General features: G+C 44.6%; 24 protein-coding genes and 1 pseudogene. 22 read left to right on the top strand and 3 right to left on the bottom strand.

Going from position 1 to position 20,688, the window contains the following annotated elements; all coding sequences use genetic code 11:
- Positions 1–11 precede the first annotated feature (11 nt).
- The 4 genes from G519_RS0118305 (at position 12) to G519_RS0118290 (ending at position 5,210) form a co-directional block, all read left to right on the top strand.
- Positions 12–302, top strand: coding sequence for a Dabb family protein (locus G519_RS0118305; RefSeq protein WP_029195945.1), 291 nt, complete (start codon positions 12–14; stop codon positions 300–302).
- Positions 303–477: 175 nt separating this feature from the next.
- The gene (locus G519_RS0118300; protein WP_036633365.1) at positions 478–1,500 is read left to right on the top strand and encodes a M42 family metallopeptidase; all 1,023 of its coding nucleotides are present in this window, start codon (positions 478–480) and stop codon (positions 1,498–1,500) included.
- Positions 1,497–3,467: an ABC-F family ATP-binding cassette domain-containing protein gene (locus G519_RS0118295; protein ID WP_029195943.1), complete on the top strand. Its 1,971-nt coding sequence runs from the start codon at positions 1,497–1,499 to the stop codon at positions 3,465–3,467. Before G519_RS0118300 ends, G519_RS0118295 begins: the two co-directional genes overlap by 4 nt.
- A 129-nt stretch (positions 3,468–3,596) precedes the next feature.
- A complete protein-coding gene (locus G519_RS0118290) occupies positions 3,597–5,210 on the top strand; it encodes an ABC-F family ATP-binding cassette domain-containing protein (protein WP_029195942.1) in 1,614 nt (537 codons plus the stop codon).
- A gap of 63 nt (positions 5,211–5,273) precedes the next feature.
- Here the strand turns inward: G519_RS0118290 and G519_RS0118285 are convergent, their stop codons facing one another.
- Positions 5,274–5,486 (bottom strand): hypothetical protein, encoded by a 213-nt coding sequence (locus G519_RS0118285; protein WP_051253490.1) that lies wholly within the window; start codon positions 5,484–5,486, stop codon positions 5,274–5,276.
- A gap of 72 nt (positions 5,487–5,558) precedes the next feature.
- On the opposite strand from G519_RS0118285, the gene G519_RS0118280 reads away from it, so the two are divergent.
- From G519_RS0118280 to G519_RS0118270, 3 genes are read left to right on the top strand one after another with little or no spacing between them, the layout of a single operon-like run.
- Complete coding sequence (locus G519_RS0118280; RefSeq protein ID WP_029195940.1) at positions 5,559–6,077, top strand: hypothetical protein; 519 nt, start codon at positions 5,559–5,561, stop codon at positions 6,075–6,077.
- 1 nt (position 6,078) lies between these two features.
- A complete protein-coding gene (locus G519_RS0118275; protein WP_029195939.1) occupies positions 6,079–6,399 on the top strand; it encodes a thioredoxin family protein in 321 nt (106 codons plus the stop codon).
- A gap of 27 nt (positions 6,400–6,426) precedes the next feature.
- On the top strand, positions 6,427–6,822 hold the full coding sequence (locus G519_RS0118270) for a kinase-associated lipoprotein B (RefSeq protein ID WP_127527922.1): 396 nt from the start codon (positions 6,427–6,429) through the stop codon (positions 6,820–6,822).
- Here G519_RS0118270 and G519_RS0118265 read toward each other — a convergent pair.
- On the bottom strand, positions 6,819–7,040 hold the full coding sequence (locus tag G519_RS0118265; RefSeq protein ID WP_029195937.1) for a hypothetical protein: 222 nt from the start codon (positions 7,038–7,040) through the stop codon (positions 6,819–6,821). The genes G519_RS0118270 and G519_RS0118265 overlap by 4 nt on opposite strands.
- Before the next feature lie 288 nt (positions 7,041–7,328).
- On the opposite strand from G519_RS0118265, the gene G519_RS0118260 reads away from it, so the two are divergent.
- The 15 genes and pseudogenes from G519_RS0118260 (at position 7,329) to G519_RS0118185 (ending at position 20,267) form a co-directional block, all read left to right on the top strand.
- Positions 7,329–8,405 carry a Gfo/Idh/MocA family protein gene (locus tag G519_RS0118260; RefSeq protein ID WP_029195936.1) on the top strand — a complete coding sequence of 359 codons (1,077 nt, stop codon included), beginning with the start codon at positions 7,329–7,331 and terminating at the stop codon, positions 8,403–8,405.
- Between the two features lie 16 nt (positions 8,406–8,421).
- Entirely contained in the window at positions 8,422–9,057 is a 636-nt protein-coding gene (locus tag G519_RS0118255; RefSeq protein WP_029195935.1) for a trimeric intracellular cation channel family protein, read from the top strand.
- 38 nt (positions 9,058–9,095) lie between these two features.
- On the top strand, positions 9,096–9,575 hold the full coding sequence (locus G519_RS0118250) for a hypothetical protein (protein WP_029195934.1): 480 nt from the start codon (positions 9,096–9,098) through the stop codon (positions 9,573–9,575).
- Between the two features lie 145 nt (positions 9,576–9,720).
- Positions 9,721–9,876, top strand: coding sequence for a hypothetical protein (locus G519_RS50275; protein ID WP_154669586.1), 156 nt, complete (start codon positions 9,721–9,723; stop codon positions 9,874–9,876).
- Positions 9,877–9,903: 27 nt separating this feature from the next.
- Positions 9,904–10,608: a hypothetical protein gene (locus G519_RS0118240; RefSeq protein WP_029195933.1), complete on the top strand. Its 705-nt coding sequence runs from the start codon at positions 9,904–9,906 to the stop codon at positions 10,606–10,608.
- A gap of 476 nt (positions 10,609–11,084) precedes the next feature.
- The gene (locus G519_RS0118230; RefSeq protein WP_029195931.1) at positions 11,085–11,969 is read left to right on the top strand and encodes an AAA family ATPase; all 885 of its coding nucleotides are present in this window, start codon (positions 11,085–11,087) and stop codon (positions 11,967–11,969) included.
- A 49-nt stretch (positions 11,970–12,018) separates the two neighbouring features.
- Positions 12,019–13,896, top strand: a complete 1,878-nt coding sequence (locus G519_RS0118225; RefSeq protein WP_244280153.1) for a nitric oxide reductase activation protein NorD — start codon at positions 12,019–12,021, stop codon at positions 13,894–13,896.
- 148 nt (positions 13,897–14,044) lie between these two features.
- On the top strand, positions 14,045–15,223 hold the full coding sequence (purT, locus tag G519_RS0118220) for a formate-dependent phosphoribosylglycinamide formyltransferase (protein WP_029195929.1): 1,179 nt from the start codon (positions 14,045–14,047) through the stop codon (positions 15,221–15,223).
- A 45-nt stretch (positions 15,224–15,268) separates the two neighbouring features.
- A complete protein-coding gene (locus G519_RS0118215) occupies positions 15,269–15,751 on the top strand; it encodes an acyl-CoA thioesterase (RefSeq protein WP_029195928.1) in 483 nt (160 codons plus the stop codon).
- A gap of 70 nt (positions 15,752–15,821) precedes the next feature.
- On the top strand, positions 15,822–16,319 hold the full coding sequence (locus G519_RS0118210; protein WP_244280152.1) for a DinB family protein: 498 nt from the start codon (positions 15,822–15,824) through the stop codon (positions 16,317–16,319).
- 178 nt (positions 16,320–16,497) lie between these two features.
- Positions 16,498–17,310, top strand: a complete 813-nt coding sequence (locus G519_RS0118205) for a class I SAM-dependent methyltransferase (RefSeq protein ID WP_029195926.1) — start codon at positions 16,498–16,500, stop codon at positions 17,308–17,310.
- 24 nt (positions 17,311–17,334) lie between these two features.
- Positions 17,335–17,784, top strand: a complete 450-nt coding sequence (locus G519_RS0118200; RefSeq protein WP_029195925.1) for an NUDIX hydrolase — start codon at positions 17,335–17,337, stop codon at positions 17,782–17,784.
- Positions 17,785–17,851: 67 nt separating this feature from the next.
- Positions 17,852–18,730 (top strand): annotated as a pseudogene (locus tag G519_RS43550) (class I SAM-dependent methyltransferase).
- Positions 18,731–18,784: 54 nt separating this feature from the next.
- Positions 18,785–19,645 (top strand): aminoglycoside phosphotransferase family protein, encoded by an 861-nt coding sequence (locus tag G519_RS0118190; RefSeq protein ID WP_029195924.1) that lies wholly within the window; start codon positions 18,785–18,787, stop codon positions 19,643–19,645.
- Between the two features lie 73 nt (positions 19,646–19,718).
- Positions 19,719–20,267, top strand: a complete 549-nt coding sequence (locus G519_RS0118185; protein WP_029195923.1) for a nucleoside/nucleotide kinase family protein — start codon at positions 19,719–19,721, stop codon at positions 20,265–20,267.
- A gap of 220 nt (positions 20,268–20,487) precedes the next feature.
- Here the strand turns inward: G519_RS0118185 and G519_RS43545 are convergent.
- A partial coding sequence (locus G519_RS43545; RefSeq protein WP_036633349.1) for an ATP-binding protein occupies positions 20,488–20,688 on the bottom strand: 201 nt, incomplete at its 5' end.

The raw sequence follows: 20,688 nt of genomic DNA, 5'->3' as shown, positions 1-20,688 counted from the left end.
GGAAATCATTCATGTTAACTCACGTTGTGTTTTTTAAGCTCAAAGATCGCAGTCCGGAAGCGGTTGAAGTAACTAAGGCTGTCCTTACGAACATGGAAGGTAAAATCCCAGTCCTGCGTCATATAGAGGTTGGAACCGACATTTTGCATCTGGAACGTTCGTATGATATCGCGTTGATTACCAAATTTGATTCCTTAGAGGATCTTAAGGTATATGACACGCATCCCCTTCATGAAGAAGTGAAGGCTCATATGAAGACAGTCCTTGATGGAACGTCCATTTGCGTTGATTTTGTAAGCTAATCTAGTTTGAAAAACATAGGGGAACAGTGTAGTATCACTAGAGGAGACTTGTTTGTGACTTATGTCATAGGCTTGCTTACGAAACCTAGGCTGCACTGTTTTTTATGTCTTTAGGAAATCTAATAAATAGAAAAGGGAGGAATCCCGAGTGAAAACGAACTTAAATAAAACTTATATGACAGAAATTCTAGAGTTGCTGCTGAGGACTCCAAGCCCAACAGGCTACACGCATCACATTATGCAAAAAGTTGAACAAGAAGTGAATAAGCTCGGATTTGAGCTTACATATACAAAAAAGGGCTGCGGTATTGTGACGATTCCTGGTATCCGCCAAGACCGTGTCATTGGTATTTCTGCTCACGTGGATACACTTGGCGCTATGGTGCGTTCGATCAAAGATAATGGCACTTTGAAAATCACTTCATTAGGCGGCTTTATGATGGGCGCTATCGAAAATGAATACGTTCAAATTCATACGCGCGATGAACGCGTTTATGATGGGACTATTCTGACATCGAGGCCATCTGTTCATGTGTATGAAGATGCACGGGAATATAAACGCGATGAAGCCAACATGGAAGTGCGAATTGATGAGCTTGTGAAGTCCAAGAAAGAGGTTCAGGATCTTGGCATTCGAGTGGGGGATTATATTTCATTCGATCCGCGCGTACAAGTGAAGGAAAATGGCTTCGTAAAGTCGCGTCATTTGGATGATAAAGCGAGTGTGGCTTCCTTATTTGGGCTATTAAATCTGATCAAAGATGAGGGCTTGAAGCCTGAATTTACGATCAAGCTGTTCTTTTCCAATTATGAAGAGGTCGGTCATGGTTCTGCCTTTATCCCTGAAGATATTACGGATTTTATTGCCGTTGATATGGGTGCTCTCGGTGATGATTTGAGCGGAAGCGAGCGCGATGTATCGATTTGCGCGAAGGATTCCTCAGGTCCTTATGATTATCAAATGACTTCGAAAATGATTGAGCTGGCCGAGAAGCTGGGAATCGGCTATGCCGTTGATATTTATCCGCGATACGGTTCAGATGCATCTGCCGCACTTAGAGGCGGACGTGATATTCGTGCCGCGTTGGTAGGACCAGGTGTTCATGCGTCACATAGCATGGAAAGAACGCATATGGATGCAGTAGTGAATACTGCAGCTCTTCTTGCTGCCTATATCATGGAGCCTGACCAAGCATGAATATACTTAGTGCAGTTAATATAACCAAAACATTCGGCGACAAGGTGCTGTTCGATGATATTTCGTTCACGGTGAACGAGAAGCAGCGCATCGGTCTCATTGGCGTGAACGGAACCGGCAAGTCCACGCTGCTGAAGCTGCTAGCGGGGCTGGAAACAGCGGATCGCGGCAAGCTCGTGCACGCGAACCATTTCCGAGTGGAATACTTGCCGCAGAACCCGGAGTTCGATCCGAACTCCACGGTTCTTGAGCAAGTATTCCACGGCGATACGCCGCTCATGAAGACGCTTCGCGACTATGAGCTTGCGCTTGCTGACTTGGAGCTTGACGCCTCCAATGAGAAGAAACAAACGCGGCTGTTCAGCGCCCAGTCGCGCATGGATGAGCAAGGTGCCTGGGAAGCCAGCACCTTGGCCAAAACCGTGCTGATGAAGCTAGGCATCAGCGAGTTCGACAAGCCCGTCGGCCAGCTGTCCGGCGGTCAGCGCAAACGCGTTGCCATGGCGCGCGTTCTCATTCAGCCCGCCGACCTGCTCATCCTAGATGAGCCGACGAACCATATTGATAACGAGACGGCCATCTGGCTCGAGGAATTCCTCAGCAAATGGCGCGGAGCCTTGCTGCTCGTTACCCATGACCGGTACTTCCTAGAGCGGGTAACCTCCCGCATTCTGGAGCTGGACCGGGGGAAGATCTACAGCTACGAGGGGAACTACGAGTGGTTCCTCGAGAAAAAGGCGGAGCGGATGGAGTCCGAAGCATCCAGCGAAGATAAGCGGCAGAATCTCTTGCGCCGCGAGCTGGCTTGGCTCCGTCGCGGCGCGAAGGCGCGCACGACCAAACAGAAGGCGCGTATTGGGCGCGCCGAGGAATTACGGGACCGCAAGGTTGACGGTCCCGGTGAGAAGCTTGACATGGCGCTGGCTGGCAGCCGTCTTGGCAAGAAGGTGATGGAGCTCGAAGACGTCACCAAAGCTTTCGAGAGCGGGAAGCCGCTGCTGAGCGGCTTCAGCTACATCGTGATGCCGAGGGATCGTCTCGGCATTATCGGTCCGAACGGCAGCGGCAAATCGACGCTGTTGAACATGCTCGCCGGGCGTATTCAGCCTGACAGCGGGACGATCGAGACCGGCACGACCGTGAAGCTTGCTTACTACACGCAAGAGAACGTCGAGATGGATGAGAAGATGCGCGTCATCGAGTACATCAAAGAGGCGGCCGAGCAGATTCGCACCTCGGATGGGGAGACGATTTCGGCGTCGCAAATGCTCGAACGCTTCCTCTTTTCGCCAACCCTGCAGTGGTCGCCTATTGGCAAGCTCTCCGGCGGTGAGCGGCGCAGACTTTATTTGCTCCGCACGCTTATGGGAGAACCAAACGTACTGCTTCTGGATGAGCCGACCAACGATTTGGATATCCAAACTTTGACCATACTGGAAGATTATCTGGATCAATTTCCTGGGGCCGTTATTACGGTTTCCCATGATCGATACTTTTTGGATCGTACGGTTTCGCATCTATTTGCCTTTGATGGTAGAGGCCAGATCGAGCCTTACATTGGCAACTACTCCGATTACTTGGAAGAGAAGCAGGAGCAAGCAGAAGCGGATCAGACTCGGAAAGAATTGATACGTCATGCAAGCTCTGCCAAGTCTGATGGTGTTTCCAACACTGCTTCACCCATAGATAGCAGTAGTCCTGTTGCAGCGGGCGCATCGAATGCGAACCGTCCCAAGAAGCTAACTTTCAAAGAACAAAAGGAATGGGACGAAATTGAGAGTACGATAGCTTCTTTGGAAGACAAAGCGGCTAGCTTGAAAAAGCAAATTGAAGCGGCTGGCAGCGACTTTGACCGCGTTCGCGAGTTGTATGAGCAAGAACAGCAAACGGCAGTTGATTTGGAAGCGGCGATGGAAAGATGGACTTATTTATCCGAGCTGCTAGAGGAAATTGAACGAAACAAGTAGGAGAGACTTTATTCTCGACTTCGCTCTTCGATCAGGGATCCCAAAAAGGAGAGACTTTAATCTTCGATTAAAGATCCCTATATATGATATGATAGAACAAACTACTATAAAGGCAGGTATGTACTAAACATGATTAATGTTAATAACGTGACGCTTCGTTACGGCAAGAGAGCCCTATTCGAGGACGCCAATATCAAATTTACACCGGGTAACTGCTACGGTCTAATCGGAGCAAATGGTGCCGGTAAATCAACTTTTCTGAAAATTCTTTCCGGTGAGATTGAGCCTAACACGGGCGAAGTCAGCATCACACCTGGCGAGAGAATGGCTGTTTTGAAGCAAAACCATTATGAGTTCGACGAAATCGAAGTTTTGAAAACGGTCATGATGGGTCATGCTCGCTTGTTTAAAATTATGGAAGAGAAAGATGCTTTGTATGCCAAAGCTGATTTTACAGAAGAAGACGGCATGAAAGCGGCTGATCTCGAAGGCGAATTCCAGGATCTAGATGGCTGGCAGGCAGAATCGGATGCAGCTGAGCTACTCATCGGACTCGGTATCCCGACTTCCCTTCACGACACGAAAATGAAAGACCTTGATGGCAATGAGAAAGTACGTGTTCTCTTAGCGCAAGCCTTGTTCGGCAATCCGAATATTTTGCTGCTGGATGAGCCTACCAACCATTTGAACTTAGAGTCCATTCGCTGGTTGGAGAACTTCCTTTCCCGTTTTGAAGGCACAGTTATCGTTGTATCCCATGATCGTCACTTCCTGAACCAAGTATGTACGCATATTGCGGATATTGATTTTGGTAAAATTCAAATGTACGTCGGTAACTATGACTGGTGGTATGAGTCCAGCCAACTGGCACTTCGTTTGACTAGAGACGCGAACAAGAAAACCGAAGAAAAACGTAAAGAGTTGGAAGCCTTTATCGCACGTTTTAGCGCGAATGCCTCCAAATCTAAGCAAGCTACATCCCGTAAAAAACAACTGGAGAAGCTTACTCTTGAAGATATTAGACCATCCAGCCGTAAATATCCGTTCATTCACTTCAAAGGTGAGCGTGAAGCGGGTAAACAGCTGCTGGCTGTTGAGAAATTGTCCAAAACGATTGATGGCATTAAAGTGTTAGACAATATTTCGTTCACTATCAATAAAGGGGATAAAGTTGCCTTTGTCGGCCCGGATGGCATCGCCAAAACGACGCTCTTCAAAATCCTGATGGGTGAAATGGAAGCGGATGAAGGTACGTACACATGGGGGATTACAACTTCCCAAGCGTACTTCCCTAAAGACAGTCAAGATTATTTCAACTCAGATTTAACTTTGGTAGATTGGCTTCGTCAGTACTCCAAAGACCAAGATGAATCCTTCTTGCGCGGCTTCCTGGGTCGTATGCTGTTCTCAGGTGAAGAAGCTTTGAAGAAAGCAAATGTGCTTTCCGGTGGAGAGAAAGTACGCTGCATGTTCTCCAAAATGATGCTAAGCGGATCCAATGTCCTCATTCTTGATGAGCCTACGAACCATTTGGATTTGGAGTCCATTACGGCGCTTAACAACGGTCTTGTAGACTTCGATGGTACGATTCTTTTCGTTTCCCATGACCATCAGTTCATCCAAACGATTGCTACACGCATTATGGAAATCACGCCTAAAGGACTCATCGATAAAATGTTCACCTATGATGAATACCTAGAAAGCGAAGATGTGCAAAAACAACGCGAAGCGCAATACGCGTAATGATAAATGAAAAGCGCCCTGACGTGTTACTCTCAGGGCGCTTTTGCCTACGCAAAGCGATGTTTAGCTGCCGCCAGTACGACGGCGTTGATTGTTTACTTTTTTGGTCATTTGACTTTTGCCGCTTTGATTATTGTTTCCAGCTTGTTTCGGGTTTGCGCGTGCTGCGGCTTGATCCGCTTTCTTCTGGGCAAGTTTCTGTTTAATCGCATCAGCTAAACTAACTTTTTTTGGGCCTTGTTGTTCACCCAGTTGATCTTCAGGCTTGTCTGACATAGGAACACCTTCTTTACGTGGTATGCTTTTAGTATAATCGAATCTAAGAAAAGATGAAAGAAGGTGTAGGGGATGTTTGATCCAACGATCTATGACAATATCAAGGTTGTGCTTGAGGGAGCCGTCTATGACTTGGATTTGGACGGTAAAATTATTATCACACGGCGGCAAGATCAAGTGGATCTATCCTCGATGTCACGCACATATGCCATTGAATTTGCCCGTAAGATCGATAAACCAAGTAAAGCCGAAATTAACCTGCATGTTCATTTGAGTGATTTAGCAGCTGAAATTTTAGAGAATCCAACAGCCAAGCCAGGCTGTACGTTGACCATTAAGCTCTTCACCAAAGTGAAAAACCCAGAGATTGAGTGCCCTTATATCGAAGAGCAATTAGGTGCCATTTGGGAGCAGCGTCCTCAAATAATTCAGCTGCTTTCTTATGAATATGGTCTACATCCAATTTCCTATCATAATCAAATCACATTATCCTTCGGACGCAAAGTAGATGAAAGTCAAATTGATGATTTCCCTCATCTCATCGCGTATGCTGTAGATAGTTTAGCTTGGTTGGATGAAAGAGGGAACTAGTATGCAGGAATTAACAGAGCAGGAACTACTAGAGCGAGTAAGCAGACCACAAGAAGGTTCGTTAGTTGTGTTTCTGTATACACCTTTTTGCGGAACATGCAAAGTGACGGAACGAATGTTAGACATCATTATGACAATGCTGCCAGCTTTACCGCTTGTAAAGTGCAATATTAACTTTTTTCCGCAAATTACTCGTGAATGGCAAATTAGTAGTGTACCGTGTATAGTCATCTTAGAACAGGGAAAAGAGAAAGAATTTATGTACCGCATGCAATCGGTGGATGAGCTGTACCGTAAACTGCTGCCACTGAATCGCATGTGAATTAGAGGAGAATGGAGTTGTCGACGAATGAGTATGAGTAGTTTTCAAATAGGAGATCGCGTAACTGCTGAGTATAAAACAGGGGTTTATTTTGGTGAGGTTGTGGAGGTAAGCAGTTCGATGAAAGCGGCAGTCCGCATTTTGGCTGTAAAGGAGCACCCGACACAGGGGGATTTACATAACCCGATGGATCCAAGTGTAGCTTTTTTTCATCAACGACGAGCGTTGTCTTATCAAGAAATTGCCTTAATGCCTATATCGACTATACGTCCTTATGCGGGTCAGATTCCGGATTACCAAGATTCTCTGAAGAGAGCGCTAATGGCGCAAATCAGTAAGCTGTCGGAAATGGAAGCGTGGGCCCGACGCTCTCTGCAGGAGCTTGATCAGTTACAGAAAGAATATTTTCCAACGAAAGATTAAGAAACTTCCAGATACAATTTCGTGCCGTCGTTATATTTGAAAATGGCGACATCACCAATGATCTCGATCATCGAGATCATTTTTAATTTTTTGCGAAATTCAAAATTCAACTCAAGTTCCTTAAGTTTACTGGACAACAGTTCCATATGGGATCGTTTATGTGTGAAATTAAGCACAGGGATGGTTTTGTTTTTGAATTTAATGGTTAATGCTTGCATGTTTAAGCCCTCCTTCGAGTTTTCCTTTGGGAAAACTAACTTCGTACTTCTTACGTATTACCCATTGTTTAAGTCTGGTCTACACAGTAAGGATACATTTCAAATGTTAGATATGTTAGGGTCAAACTATTAAAAAAGTTTTAGCAATTTATTATATGTAAAGAATAGCTCTAGAGGGCCAGTTCCTCAAAGATTAATTTGAGCACAAGATATTGGTTGTTGCGGGGAAGGATAAGCACATTTATAATAAGAAAGATTGAAATCTAACACGTTCTGGGGGATAAAGAAATGACAACTGGAAAGCCAATTCGTATAGGTATTATAGGTTCCGGAAATATCGGAAATGTACATATGGAAGTGCTGAAAAAAGTACCGGAGGCTGAAATTACCGCCGTCACTGATGCATATTTGCCACTTGCGGAAGCTAGAGCCAAAGAGCATAACATTGAACGTGTTTATGAGAGTACGGACAAGCTGCTCTCAGACCCGTCTATAGATGCGGTAATTATTGCCGTGTCCAATGAATGGCATGCGCCAATTGCGGTACAAGCCCTAGAAGCTGGTAAGCATGTTATGCTTGAGAAACCCATGGCATTAAATCTTGCTTCGGCTAAACAAATTGTTGAAGCGGAACGCAAAGCAGGTAAAGTCCTGATGATTCCGCACCAACTGCGTTGGGATGCCTTATCGCTGGCTGTGAAACAGCAGGTTGAGAAAGGAGCGCTTGGTCACATTTATCATGCAAAGGCTGGCTGGTTAAGACGCAAAGGAATTCCGGGCTGGGGAACATGGTTTACCCAAATGGGAAAATCCGGCGGCGGACCTCTGATTGATCTTGGTGTGCATATGTTGGATTTATCTTTATACTTAATGGGAAATCCGAAGCCTGTATCGGTTTATGGAGCTACCTACGCTGAATTCGGCCCGCGAAAAAAAGGGATTGGATCATGGGGAGCACCCAACTGGGATGGTCAATATGATGTGGAGGATTTGGCAACGGCTCTGATTAAATTTGACAATGGCGCTACCTTATCTTTGGATGTAAGTTGGGCAGCTCTCATTGAAACAGATAACCAGCCTTATGTTCAACTGCTTGGAAGCGAAGGCGGGGCTTCGATTCGCGGAACGAAAGGCAAGCTGTTCGCAGAAATGTTTGATCGCGAAGCTGACATTGACCTTACGGTGCCTGAATTCGATGAAGGACCTCGTGTCCGAATGGCGAGACATTTCTTATCGTGTATCGAGAGCGGCTTACAGCCATTGACATCCGTCATGACGGGTTATACGAATAATTTGATCTTGGATGCGATCTACCGTTCGTCGCAAACGGGGAATGAAGTGAAATTGGATTGGGACATCGAGTAGATAGGGGCTGCAGGAAGTGAATTGGGAGTTATTTAGTATTATCGGAACGATTGCATTCGCGGTGAGTGGAGCCATAGTTGCGATGGAAGAAGAATATGATATATTAGGCGTCTATGTACTCGGGCTTGTTACGGCGTTCGGCGGCGGCGTCATACGAAACTTACTGATTGGTAAACCGATCGTCTTGCTATGGGAGCAAGGTATATATTTTCAAATTGCCTTGTTTGCAATGACGCTTGTGTTCTTTATGCCCGTTCGATACATTCGATTATGGAAGACTTGGGAAGCTTTCTTTGATGCGATTGGTTTGGCTGCTTTCTCCATCCAAGGTGCGCTGTATGCAACGAATATGGGACATCCGCTAAGTGCCATTATTGTTGCCGCAGTTCTAACGGGAATTGGCGGAGGGATGGTTCGGGATGTATTAGCAGGACGCAAGCCGCTCGTGCTTAAGGATGAAATTTATGCCGTATGGGGCATGCTGGCTGGTGCTTTAGTCGGACTTGGTTGGACCCAAGGAGCTTGGCAGTTAGCTGTACTATTTTCACTAATCGTGGTTCTGAGAATGCTATCCGTCTTTTATAAATGGAAATTGCCCAAACGTTCCTTGCGGGGTTCCATCGGTGAGACAACACGTAGAGCTGATCTGTAGCATCCTGTTATCTAAAGTTTGAAAGGAGGATGGTTAAGATGGAAACTTCATTGTTACAACAGCAAAAGATTTCGGCAGAGACGATTGCTATGCGAATTATTTCGGTGAAAGAGTTACTGCAAACGGAGCTTGATATGTATGAGGTATCTAAGGACGTAGAAACAGGAGAGCATTATCTGCATTATGCATACATGCATCGGGATTTTACGAACACCGGCGAGCCGGAATCGTTTCATTATTTGCTGCCTATTGACAGCGATGATGTGCTCGGTTTGATATTTGGGGAGCAGGGCTACGCCTATCCAGAGCATTGGCAGAAATCATTTTTGCGAAATGGACCAGAGGGATTTTACATTTGGTTCGACCCTTCGCATGAAGTGCAGCAAACAGAGGATGATGAGATTGCGCAGGATCTATTAAATAAGCTAAGAACTTTTCGTGAAAAGGGAAATGTAGATCCGGAAGCGGTTCGTAAATTACTTGAGGAACTGGATGAAACACGCAATAAAAAGGAATAACGATAATGGAGTGTTTTTATTATATTTTTCTACATGAGCCAGTTTGCCGATGTTTCGGCGGCGGGCTTTTTTTTGTTTAGTAAAAATCAGGATAAATGTCCATATTAACACTAATGGCTTTTGCTTAGGAGAGGAGGGAGAAATCATGGATACAGAGTCCTACCGTTTTGCTAACTTTGGCCCACGCGAAGATTTGCTGGAAGATCTGCGCAGCCTAGAGTCCCGTATGAAGGATGAACTGGGGTATGAGGTCGCCCTAATTGCTTACACGCAAGAAGATGATCAGAGTAACGATAGTTAAGTTTGACCTATTAGATGGGGGGCACATATGAAAAAGACGATATTCAAAATCGTGGTGACCGCTTTACTCGTTGGCCTTTCAGCAGGCTGCACAGCAGCGAGTCCCAAAAATCAAGCAGGCGCAAGCTCTTCTAACCCGAAAGCTGGCAGTTGGGATACAGGATTAAGAAACAATGAAAATCCTTCAATGGGTGCAAAAAGTGTCAATCAATCGCCGCAGCCAACGATGCTTCAACCTACGATCGATAATGTGAAAGCACATATCAACACGCATTTGAAGCTGAATCGGGATTTGGCGGATCAGATTATTCAAGCGGCGCACCTAGGCTCTACAGCGGTTGCAGTAACCGATAACAATATTTATGTTGCAGTTGATATGGGGGGCATGCAAGCGATGGGCGCCGATGATGGCATTAAAATGTTAAGTAAACATAATGACCCGGAAAACGAAGCAGGCTTGTTCGGCTCGGGGGTAGGCTCACAGATGGATTGGCTCTCGGCCAAACCGCTTCCAGCGGAAAGTGCCAATGCCATTCGACATTTGTTAACTCGGATTTATCCGGAAACGAATATTTTCATCTCGTCGAATCCACATTTCGTGAATCGGATGATGTACTATGACACCCAGCAGCGAAATAATAAACGAATGGATACGTATTTGAATGAATTTAACACGATGGTCCATTATGTGTTCCCGACCTATTCCACGGGGCAAAGAAATGTCTTACCTTAAACTTAAAAATGCTTAAAAAGATAAATTGCGTTACATTCCATAATTGCGCTCCCTCAGCTGTATGCTGGGGGTTTTGTCGTATATTTACTTGTTTAAAAAGTGTAATGACTTTTATAAAAAGGAGACCGACGATGTTAATGCATTCGAAGTATCTGAATTCTGAATGCTGGACAACCGTCTACTAAGATGAATGAGCAATCGGTATAAGGTCCGTGCTTATTGTAGTTCGCGAGAGTGTGATTATGTTCATAAAGAAGATGTGATTCAAGCGATTAACTTTGAAACGGCATACGGTTTGGCGCTGTATTATAATGATATCCCTTCCAAACCGAGTTGTCCGAAATGCGGAGAATCGATGGCTTTTTATTCGCATTCGATCATTGATGAGCCGTGGCTGCCCTAAAAAGCTTGACAATCTAAGCTTTCCTGATAAATAGTAAGAGGACTAAGGATCAGGGAAGGACCATCAAGACAAGATGACAGACACTTTACCACAAGAAATACATGAGCACATAGAGAAAAATAAACAGCAAAGACATAAAGAGCATACCTCAGAAGAACGTAAACTTATTGGAACTGCAGCTTACGAAGCCCCTAGTGAAGACATTATAACGGATGCCTTGATTGCTTTGTATTTAGGCAAAAATATCTTGTTGAAGGGTCCAACAGGGTCGGGAAAGACGAAGCTGGCTGAGCACGTTTCAGCGTTCTTTGATCAGCCCATGCATGCCGTAAACTGTTCAACGGATCTCGATGCTGAAGCCTTGCTAGGATTTAAAACACTAACACACGATGAGCACGGTCGTACTCAGATTTCATTCATTCCCGGTCCGATCATGAAAGCTATGACGAAGGGACATTTTCTATACATAGACGAAATAAATATGGCCAAGCCGGAAACTTTGCCATTGATAAACGGTGTTTTGGATCATCGCAGATCGATTACAAACCCTTTTACAGGGGAGGTCATTACTGCGCATCCGGACTTCCGAGTGATTGCAGCGATTAACGAAGGCTATATTGGCACAGTGCCTCTGAATGAAGCCCTGAAAAACCGATTTGTGACGATTGATGTTCCTTATTTGCAAGGAGAGACACTATTTCAACTGCTTAAGAGCAAATCTGTTTTACGGGATGAAAAGCAGTTAAAAACATTCGTACAGTTATCTGCCGACTTACTATCTCTTATTGAAATGGGGCAGCTGCCCGATGAAGCAGGATCAATTCGAGCTTTATTGGATGCTTGCGATTTGACTGCATATATTCCTCCCATGCGGGCAGTTGCGCGAGCGATCGCGGATAAGTTGGAGGATGAAAGGGAGCGTGCAGCCGTGATGAATGCGGCCGAGACGTTATTCTGAGCCTATGTTTGTAGGAAAGCTAAGCTTATTAGAGGATAAAATCGATGCAATGCTGCAAATGCAGCTTGTAGATTTGGCCCGGATGTTCACCAAGCGCAAAGAACTTGAGGTAGAAGCAGCGTTCCATTCAGACTATGAAGAAGCTTCCGGTCGTATAACCGTGAGTCAGTTTTGGCGGGATTATCCTCCGGTTGATAAAACGGCAGGAATGAAGAGTGATGTTTACCTGCGTGGTATCGGTAGTGCATGGTACACAGGGGCTGACGCGTTAAAGTCATATCTACGCTTTTGCCAAAGAGTGAGTTTCCCGAAGCTGGCTAATTCGCTCTTTGCACTATGTGAGGATATGCGGTTAGAGCGTATTTGTCGAGCCCGCAGACCGGGGACGGCCCATGTATTCGCACATCGGCATCGCATTTTGCGTGCCTATTTTCAACATAAGCTCCGGACACACCTGAGCAAAAGCGAGTTGGCAGACGCTATTCTTTTATTGGTGTATGGTTGGTTTACTGGTTTGGAATGGCATAGAGGCTTAGAAGATGCTGGTGCTGGACTTTCTGGCCGGTTAGCTCAGTTGTATCCGATTTTGGAGCAGATTGAGGAAGCGGCACATACAGCTGATGTTGCCTCTTGCTGCGAGGCGATGATGGACTCGCTGTCTTATTGGTTAGACAGAGATGCGACAGCCGCTTATTTCTGGATGCAGCCGGGCAGCGGAGTGGCGGAGCCGCTGCCTGCAGGGTATAAGGGCGAGCTTAAGCGTGCGAAGCGGCTCGCCAATGATGATGTGCTCCCCGAGCTAGAAGGGGAGCGTCAATTGCCGGGCCAGGAGCGCATGCCGACCTGGCACCGCGAGAGCAGCGACCGCAGCCCGGGGCTGCTGCGGTTCGAGCTGGAGCGCGGCTCGCGCACAGCCGCGCAGGGGTCTGCGCCCCGCGAGGACGACGCGGCCGATCAGGCGCTCGCCATCGCCCAAGGGCGCTCGGTGCGCGCCAGGCGCACTGGCGCCGCCTCCGGCGAGCGGCGCGAGGGTGCTTCCGTGCCCGCTGCCGCGGGGCCCGGGGAGGGCACAGTCGCCGCGTATGCGACGGCGACTTGGCTGGCGCCTGCACGGCCGACTGCTGCGCAGGAGGCCGGGTACAGGCGCCTGAGCGAGCGCGCAGCGCCGCTCGCGAAGCCCTTGCAGCGTGCCATTCGGCGCACGCTGGAGCAGAAGCGGATCGCCCCGCATGGCGATCGGTTGTTCGGGCGGCTCGACAAGCGGCTTACGCGAGCCGTGACGCAAGAGATGCCGCGCTTATTCTATAAGAAGCGCGCGCCGGTACCCCAGCTCGATGCGGCGTTCGCGCTGCTCGTCGACTGCTCGGCGTCCATGTATGACAAAATGGACGAAACCAAGCTCGGTCTCGTGCTCTTCCACGAGACGCTCCGATCCTTGAGAATCCCTCACGAAATCGTGGGATTCTGGGAGGACGCGGACCGCGTCACTGAGCAGGAAGCGCCGAACCTGTTCCAGGTTGCGGTCGACTTCAGCTCCTCGTTAGCGTCCGGAAGCGGCGCTGCTCTGCTGCAGCTTGAGCCGCAGCAGGACAATCGCGACGGCTTCGCGATTCGCCGCATGACGGAGCGGCTGCTGCGGCGCACAGAACGGCAGCGCATCCTCTTGGTGTTCTCGGATGGCGAGCCTTCGGCCGCCAATTACAATGATGTTGGTATCCTCGACACCTATGAAGCCGTGCTGCAAGCTCGTCGTCAAGGTATTGAGGTCATCAGCATTTTTCTGGCCAGTGGCGCTGTCCACGAAACGGAGAGACTTGCTATGCGCAACATGTATGGGCGCAGCAGTATTGTCGTCCCCAATGTGGAGGATCTCGCCGAACAGTTGGTGCCTATTTTGCGCAAACTTCTGCTCAAATCTATCTTTTAATGTCGAAATCCTTTACAATAGATCAAGGTATTTTTATGTTTATGTTAGCAGAAATGCCCAGTTTATCACTATTATTGTTTTTTTACTTACATACACGTCAAACCATTTATTAGCTTACTTCGACATCACATAAGGGGGATTTCATTTCATGTACGGAGCACCATTATCGAACAAAGCCAAGAAAATTATGCTGCTTGGATCTGGGGAGCTTGGGAAAGAAGTTGTTATCGAAGCGCAGCGCCTAGGGATTGAAACAATTGCCGTTGACCGTTACGCGAATGCACCAGCTATGCAAGTAGCACACCGCAGTCATGTTATTAATATGCTTGATGGAGATCAGCTTAGAGCCTTGATTGAGCAAGAGCGTCCGGATCTTATCGTACCTGAAATTGAAGCGATCGCTACGCCTGTTCTTGTGGAGCTTGAGAAGGAGGGCTATCGCGTCATTCCTACAGCTACAGCATCCCGTTTGACGATGGACCGTGAGGGGATTCGTCGCCTTGCTTCAGAAACACTAGAGCTGCGGACAGCGAAGTATGCTTTTGCAAATAGCCTAGAAGAATTACATGCAGCTGTTGCGGAGATTGGTACACCATGTGTCATTAAACCGATCATGAGCTCCTCGGGTAAAGGTCAAAGTGTATGTCGCACACCTGAAAATGTAGAACAATCATGGAACATTGCAATGGAAGGCGGCCGCGCGAAAAACGCTCGTGTGATTGTAGAAGAATTCATTCATTTTGAATCAGAAATTACGCTGTTGACTGTTCGATCTGTTTCTGGCACAACCTATTGTGAGCCGATTGGTCACATTCAAAAAGATGGAGATTACATCGAATCGTGGCAGCCTCATGCAATGACGGAGCAGCAAATTTTAGACGCCCAACACATGGCCAAAACCATTACGGATGCTCTCGGAGGCTTCGGACTTTATGGGGTTGAGCTGTTCTTGACCAAGGAAGGCGTTTATTTCAGTGAAGTTTCGCCGCGGCCGCATGATACAGGCATGGTTACGATGGCAACGCAGGATTTGAGCGAGTTCGCCTTGCATGCTAGAGCTATTCTGGGGCTGCCAATCACAGGAATTCGTCTTTTGACGCCAGGTGCTAGCTATACCCTTAAAGCGGATCGTGAACAAGTAGAGTATACAATTAGCGGATTAGAGCAAGCTTTATCCGTACCCAGTACACAGGTTCGCGTCTTTGGTAAACCGGAGACGAAAGTGGGACGCCGCATGGCTGTTGCGCTGAGCAGTGCAGATACGGTAGAGGAAGCGCGAAGCTTAGCGAAGCAAGCAGCTGGACTACTTAAACTAAACTACGAATAAGAATAGATTATCCAAGTCAAAAGTCATCATCAGGAGGAAATCACAATGGAAGCAAAACCAGCAAGACTTTCTCGAACCGTGCTGACAGAAATCATTTTGCCGGCGGACACGAATTATCATAATACCGTGTTTGGCGGCCGTGTAATGCAATATATAGATAAGGTAGCAACGATTGCTTCGATGCGTCATTCGCGCAGAGGTGTCGTAACAGCATCTAGTGATAGCTTGGATTTCTTCGCCCCTGTCAAACTAGGTGAGGCTATTCAATTAGAGGCATTTGTTACGTGGACCCATCGAAGTTCGATGGAGGTATATGTGAAAATCGAGTCGGAGAACCTTCTGACAGGCGAAAAGAAGCGTACTGCAACAGCATACCTAACCTTCGTGGCGCTAGATGATAACGGACAACCGTGTCCGGTGCCGGAAATCATACCTGAAACGGATGAAGAAAAGCGCCTGTTCGAAACAGCCGAAACACGATTTGCCGCGCGCAAGCTGCGTAAAGAAGAGCGTAATTTGAACATGTAGTTTTTTAATAGAAAGAAATCGATCCTTATGAAATTATGGTATAATATGCCATAAACAATGATTTGAAGGAGTGAGGACGATAGAACACTATTTGTTCAAACAGCTGGCTTTCGTGAGGGGCCAAACCTTAAAATTGATGGATGGAGTTACCGAAGAAACAGCTGACCGTATCCCCGATGGCTTTCGAAATACGATCCGTTGGCAGCTGGGGCACATTTACGTGGTGCTTGAACGGTTCGCCTTTCAATATTTGGGACTGCCGATTCGTTTGCCTGAAGGGTTCAAGGAGCAGTTTGAGTATGGTACTACGCCTTTAAATTGGCCCGATTCCGCTTTAGTTCCTACTTTGCCAGAGTTGGAGAACTTGCTGAAAGATCAGCAAGGGCGGATACGTGACGTGCTTGATCTTCGCATGCATGAGAAGATTGTTCCACCTTATACAACTTCAGCCGGAATGACCTTGGAAACGCCAGAGCAGTTTCTTAGTTTTAATTTGTACCATGAAGGCATGCATATAAGTATCATTAAACTTTATAAAATTTTATTACGAGATTCATCGTCAATGTAATGGTAAAAGCGCATGTTGCTTAGTGACGTGCGCTTTTTTGCGCACATTTTTGTCTTCGGGACGGATACTCCAAGGGGGTGCTGTCCTTTTTGATTTTCTCCTTATATGAAATAGAGGGATATTTTGGAATATATTGAATTAAAGAAAGGAGTGATATTAAATAAAGGAGAAGATATGCGTGGATAAAGTGATAGATTATTATAATAGATTTGACGAATGGGGCCGGCTTGATAGAGAGCCAATTGAATTCATTGTTAACTGGCGCCATATTAGGAGCTTGCTGCCGCAGAAAGGGCACATCTTAGATAACGGAGCTGGACCAGGTAAATACTCAGTTGAGTTAGCGAAAAATGGTTATGATGTTACATTAACGGATCTTACTCCGAGATTAGTGGAATTAGCTGGTGAGAAGGCAGTCGAATTGAAATTGGAAGAATTTTTCAAAGGTTTTCATATTGCTGATGCAAGAAATTTAGACATGTTCAATGATGAGCAATTTGATGCATCTTTAATGTTGGGACCATTATATCATTTACAAACATCAGCGGACCGGGATTCTGCCGTACAAGAATTGCATCGAGTTACTAGGAAGGATGGTATTGTATTTGTCGCATTTATGACAAGGATACGTCACCTAACCACTTCCTTATTATACCCTCAACACTGGAAACCGAATGATAACATAGCAGATATCAACTTATTTTTGGAAACGGGTATATTTAATCATCAGGATGAAGGGAGATTCACAGGGGCGTATTATTTTAACATAGAAGACATTAATCCATACATGGAATCTCAGGGATTTGAGACCATCAAATTGATTGGGTCATCAAGTATAGCTGGCTCATTTAAGCAAGAGCAATTTGAATATTGGCGTTCCCGTGGCGAAGAAGAATTTCAAGAAGTAATGAATACGATTTACAAAGAATCTGAGAATCCTCACATATTAGGAGTGTCTTCACATTTATTGTATATCGGTCGAAGAAAATAGATAATCTCGAGGAGTGATATAACTATGGGTTACATAATGGACTTAAGAAAGAACGTTGGAACAAGACCTTTGATTATGGCCGGTGCTTGTGTCGTTGTTATTCATAATAACTCCATTTTATTTGAGCGAAGAACTGATAATGGCATGTGGGGATTGCCTGGAGGATCCTTAGAGCCTGGGGAAACAATGGAACAGGTAGCAAGAAGAGAATTATTTGAAGAAACCGGTTTGCAAGCCAAGAAGTTTGAGTTATTAGATGTATTTTCAGGTCAGGAGCTGTACTACAAATATCCACACGGCGATGAGGTCTATAACGTAGTGGCAGCTTATATTTGTAAAGAATTTGATGGAATTATCAATCAAGACGAGTCAGAAGTAGCAGAAATTAGATTTTTTGAATTAGGTGAGATACCTGACAATATTAGTCCTCCAGATAAACCAATACTACATGCTTTTTTAAAAGAAAATCATTAATCAAAAATTCAACGGAGTGAATGAAAAATGAAATCACCTTAAGTCATAATAAAGAAGGAACCTTAAAATGTCCGAATATTACTGGGATAACAAGATTGAATATTTAAGAAATACGCGAGGGCTGTATTACAATGATGATTATTTAGAGTTTTTAGTGAAAAGTGTTTGGAAGATTGTAAAACCGGTGAACATCATCGACTATGGTTGTGGCTTTGGATATTTAGGGCTTAAACTGTTGCCTCTTTTACCTGAAGGATCAACCTATACGGGAATTGACAAGGGGAATGAACTTATTAATACGGCAAGGGAGGTCTTTCAAAATCAGCCTTATCCATCAGAATTTTTCATAAGTGATATTGAAGAAGTAACAATTGATAGAAAGTATGACATAGCTATTTGTCATGCTTTTTTATTACATATGACTGATTCGAAGAAAATACTTCAGAAGATGATTGATTGTGTTTTAGATGATGGAATGGTCATTTGCTTTGAACCACATTGGATTGCTAACATGTCAAACTACGGTTTTGATGAATTGGAGCAGTCTCAAGTGATTAAATTGGGTATTTTGCAAAAATTGTACGAGGGAGATTTTAATCGCAAGGGTAAGGACGGAAATATTGGAATCAAATTACCTATCTATCTCAGTCAGTTAGGTTTGAAGAACGTTGAGTGTAGAGTAAGTGATAAGGTTAATTTCTTGGATCAGAATATGAACTTGCTAAGTAAGCGAAGTCTTTTTAACTCTTTGAGGGAAGAAGGGTTAGGGGAACTACCTGGAGAGAAATAGGAATTTATTCATAATTTAGTGAATCAGGGATTAATGCTGAATGAGGCGATGGAGCAATATGAAGCTGAGTTGCTATTTTCAAAGGAATTCGCTGATCATTCTTACTTAACATATGCACCAAACATGAAAATTACATTTGGTAATGTAAAGAGGTAGTGGAATTGCATTAACTGGAAGGTAATAAGAAATCCCCGCGAAAGGTAGAGAACCATGGGTGAACCAATTAGAGATATTAACTGGATAGTAAAAAGCAAAGTAATTGATTCATTGCTAGAACAAGGAAGTTCATTAACCATTATCCCTTTGGATTCTGGACTTGAAGCAGAAGTAACAAAAATTTGTACAGCCGAAACAAGCTTTGTACTAAAAGTATGGAATAGGGATTCAAAGCCAGATGTTGAACGTCAGTATAAGTTGCTAGATGCTCTTTATATCCGAGGGTTATCAGTTTCAAAGCCTTTTGGTTGGGGTTTGGATAAGAATAAAAATCAGGTTTTACTAACCAGTTTTGACGGGTCACCTATAAATAAAGTAAATCAGTCTAAACTTACTAAACTTGCAAAGTTATTAACCAATATTCATAGATTTCCTCTAGAAGATTTGGATAGTTTAATATATCAAAAACATGATTTTGTCAGCTATTTTTACCCGAGAATTGAAGAACATCAGGACATTAAGAATCTATTAATCCGGCTTACTGAAAGTGCGAATCTTAAACAAGATTGTCTTATTCATGGTGATTTTAATTTGGGAAATATTTTGGAAGCGGAAGGTAAGTTCACAATAATAGATTGGACGAACGGGCAACTTGGTGACCCAAGATATGATATTGCTTGGTCAATTGTTTTAATTAAGATTTATGTTGGAGAAAGGTATGGTTCCGTTTATCGTTCTGCTTATAAATCGCAAAATCAATATACAAATGAAGAACTAGAATTATTTGAGGCAATAGCTTGCCTTAGATGGTTATTACTGAATAGAATTGTTGGTCTGCCTAAAAGCTCAAATACAATTACCAGAGTAAAGAACATATTAAAGAGTAATTCACATTTAAATGGAAATTTACTTTGAAAGCGACTTGATGAAGGCGAGGACATTTACGAAATTCTTTAAAAATTTTCTATTTTTGAAAGAAGGTGTACGGATGCTTCAACAAAAACCATTTGTACTTGCTGTTTCAGCAGTATCTGGTGGTGGCAAAACCACTTTAGTAAAACAATTGAATGCTACTTTAGTGAAATCCAAGGCATTATATTTTGATGAGTATGATTTTGATGATAGTCCAAAAGACATTTGTGAGTGGGTAGAGAACGGGGCTGATCATAGCCAATGGAATTTAACACCACTAATTAATGATCTCAGATCTCTAATTTTTGCTGAAAACCAGTCACTCAAATATATAATACTTGATTATCCTTTTGCTTATCGGCACAAGGCAATGAGTGAGCTATTAAACTTTACAATTTTTATTGATACCCCACTGGATGTAGCGTTATGTAGACGAATTCAGAGAGATTACAAAAATACGAAGACCGAAATAATTCAAAATGATATCACTAATTATCATGATCGCGGTAGAAATGCATATCTAAATATGTTAAGTACAGTAAAGCCTAACTCGGACTATATTGTTGATGGATTATTACCTATTGAAACGATCATTGAATTGATAATACAAGAAATAACAAAGTGAATTGCATGCATATTCAGATAAGTAAAGGAGAAGCCCCCTTAGTCTCCCCAAATAAAATAACAAAGGATATAAGAGCTCATGCATTTGTTGGAAATTGAATATTTCGGTGCGGCAGAGCCGCTGGGTTAATGAGTGAGAGCCACGTTGTTAATGAAATAGAGCCGCCCTCTCAGAGGTGAGAGCCACCGCGAATAGATGGCTCTCGTTAGCAATGCTGGACTTAAATCAACTGTGCTTTTCGCTTTCTCATCGAATCTTCGCCGTCGATGAGCATGTGATAGGAATTATGAACGATACGGTCTAAGATGGCGTCCGCCATGGTGTGTTCTCCAATTTTATCGTGCCATCCTTCGGGAGCAAATTGAGAGATGAAAATCGTTGAGGCATTCTGATGCCGAGCCTCAATGATTTCCAGCAGATC

This window comes from Paenibacillus alginolyticus DSM 5050 = NBRC 15375 (assembly GCF_000422905.1).
GTDB classification, from domain to species: Bacteria; Bacillota; Bacilli; order Paenibacillales; family NBRC-103111; genus Paenibacillus_E; species Paenibacillus_E alginolyticus.
The sequence above is the reverse complement of the archived record's forward strand: the minus strand, read 5'-3'. Positions and strand labels throughout refer to the sequence as shown.

What these genes read in the sequence shown, in the direction of transcription:
- G519_RS0118215 (WP_029195928.1), top strand. Translation starts at nt 15,269, where the DNA reads ATGGAAGCAAAACCAGCAAGACTTTCTCGAACCGTGCTGACAGAAATC.
- G519_RS0118295 (WP_029195943.1), top strand. Translation starts at nt 1,497, where the DNA reads ATGAATATACTTAGTGCAGTTAATATAACCAAAACATTCGGCGACAAG.
- G519_RS0118200 (WP_029195925.1), top strand. Translation starts at nt 17,335, where the DNA reads ATGGGTTACATAATGGACTTAAGAAAGAACGTTGGAACAAGACCTTTG.
- purT (WP_029195929.1), top strand. Translation starts at nt 14,045, where the DNA reads ATGTACGGAGCACCATTATCGAACAAAGCCAAGAAAATTATGCTGCTT.
- G519_RS0118305 (WP_029195945.1), top strand. Translation starts at nt 12, where the DNA reads ATGTTAACTCACGTTGTGTTTTTTAAGCTCAAAGATCGCAGTCCGGAA.
- G519_RS0118280 (WP_029195940.1), top strand. Translation starts at nt 5,559, where the DNA reads ATGTTTGATCCAACGATCTATGACAATATCAAGGTTGTGCTTGAGGGA.
- G519_RS0118290 (WP_029195942.1), top strand. Translation starts at nt 3,597, where the DNA reads ATGATTAATGTTAATAACGTGACGCTTCGTTACGGCAAGAGAGCCCTA.
- G519_RS0118265 (WP_029195937.1), bottom strand. Translation starts at nt 7,040, where the DNA reads ATGCAAGCATTAACCATTAAATTCAAAAACAAAACCATCCCTGTGCTT.
- G519_RS0118285 (WP_051253490.1), bottom strand. Translation starts at nt 5,486, where the DNA reads ATGTCAGACAAGCCTGAAGATCAACTGGGTGAACAACAAGGCCCAAAA.
- G519_RS0118270 (WP_127527922.1), top strand. Translation starts at nt 6,427, where the DNA reads ATGAGTATGAGTAGTTTTCAAATAGGAGATCGCGTAACTGCTGAGTAT.
- G519_RS0118260 (WP_029195936.1), top strand. Translation starts at nt 7,329, where the DNA reads ATGACAACTGGAAAGCCAATTCGTATAGGTATTATAGGTTCCGGAAAT.
- G519_RS50275 (WP_154669586.1), top strand. Translation starts at nt 9,721, where the DNA reads ATGGATACAGAGTCCTACCGTTTTGCTAACTTTGGCCCACGCGAAGAT.
- G519_RS0118300 (WP_036633365.1), top strand. Translation starts at nt 478, where the DNA reads ATGACAGAAATTCTAGAGTTGCTGCTGAGGACTCCAAGCCCAACAGGC.
- G519_RS0118190 (WP_029195924.1), top strand. Translation starts at nt 18,785, where the DNA reads ATGGGTGAACCAATTAGAGATATTAACTGGATAGTAAAAAGCAAAGTA.
- G519_RS0118250 (WP_029195934.1), top strand. Translation starts at nt 9,096, where the DNA reads ATGGAAACTTCATTGTTACAACAGCAAAAGATTTCGGCAGAGACGATT.
- G519_RS0118275 (WP_029195939.1), top strand. Translation starts at nt 6,079, where the DNA reads ATGCAGGAATTAACAGAGCAGGAACTACTAGAGCGAGTAAGCAGACCA.
- G519_RS0118225 (WP_244280153.1), top strand. Translation starts at nt 12,019, where the DNA reads ATGCTGCAAATGCAGCTTGTAGATTTGGCCCGGATGTTCACCAAGCGC.
- G519_RS0118230 (WP_029195931.1), top strand. Translation starts at nt 11,085, where the DNA reads ATGACAGACACTTTACCACAAGAAATACATGAGCACATAGAGAAAAAT.
- G519_RS0118185 (WP_029195923.1), top strand. Translation starts at nt 19,719, where the DNA reads ATGCTTCAACAAAAACCATTTGTACTTGCTGTTTCAGCAGTATCTGGT.
- G519_RS0118240 (WP_029195933.1), top strand. Translation starts at nt 9,904, where the DNA reads ATGAAAAAGACGATATTCAAAATCGTGGTGACCGCTTTACTCGTTGGC.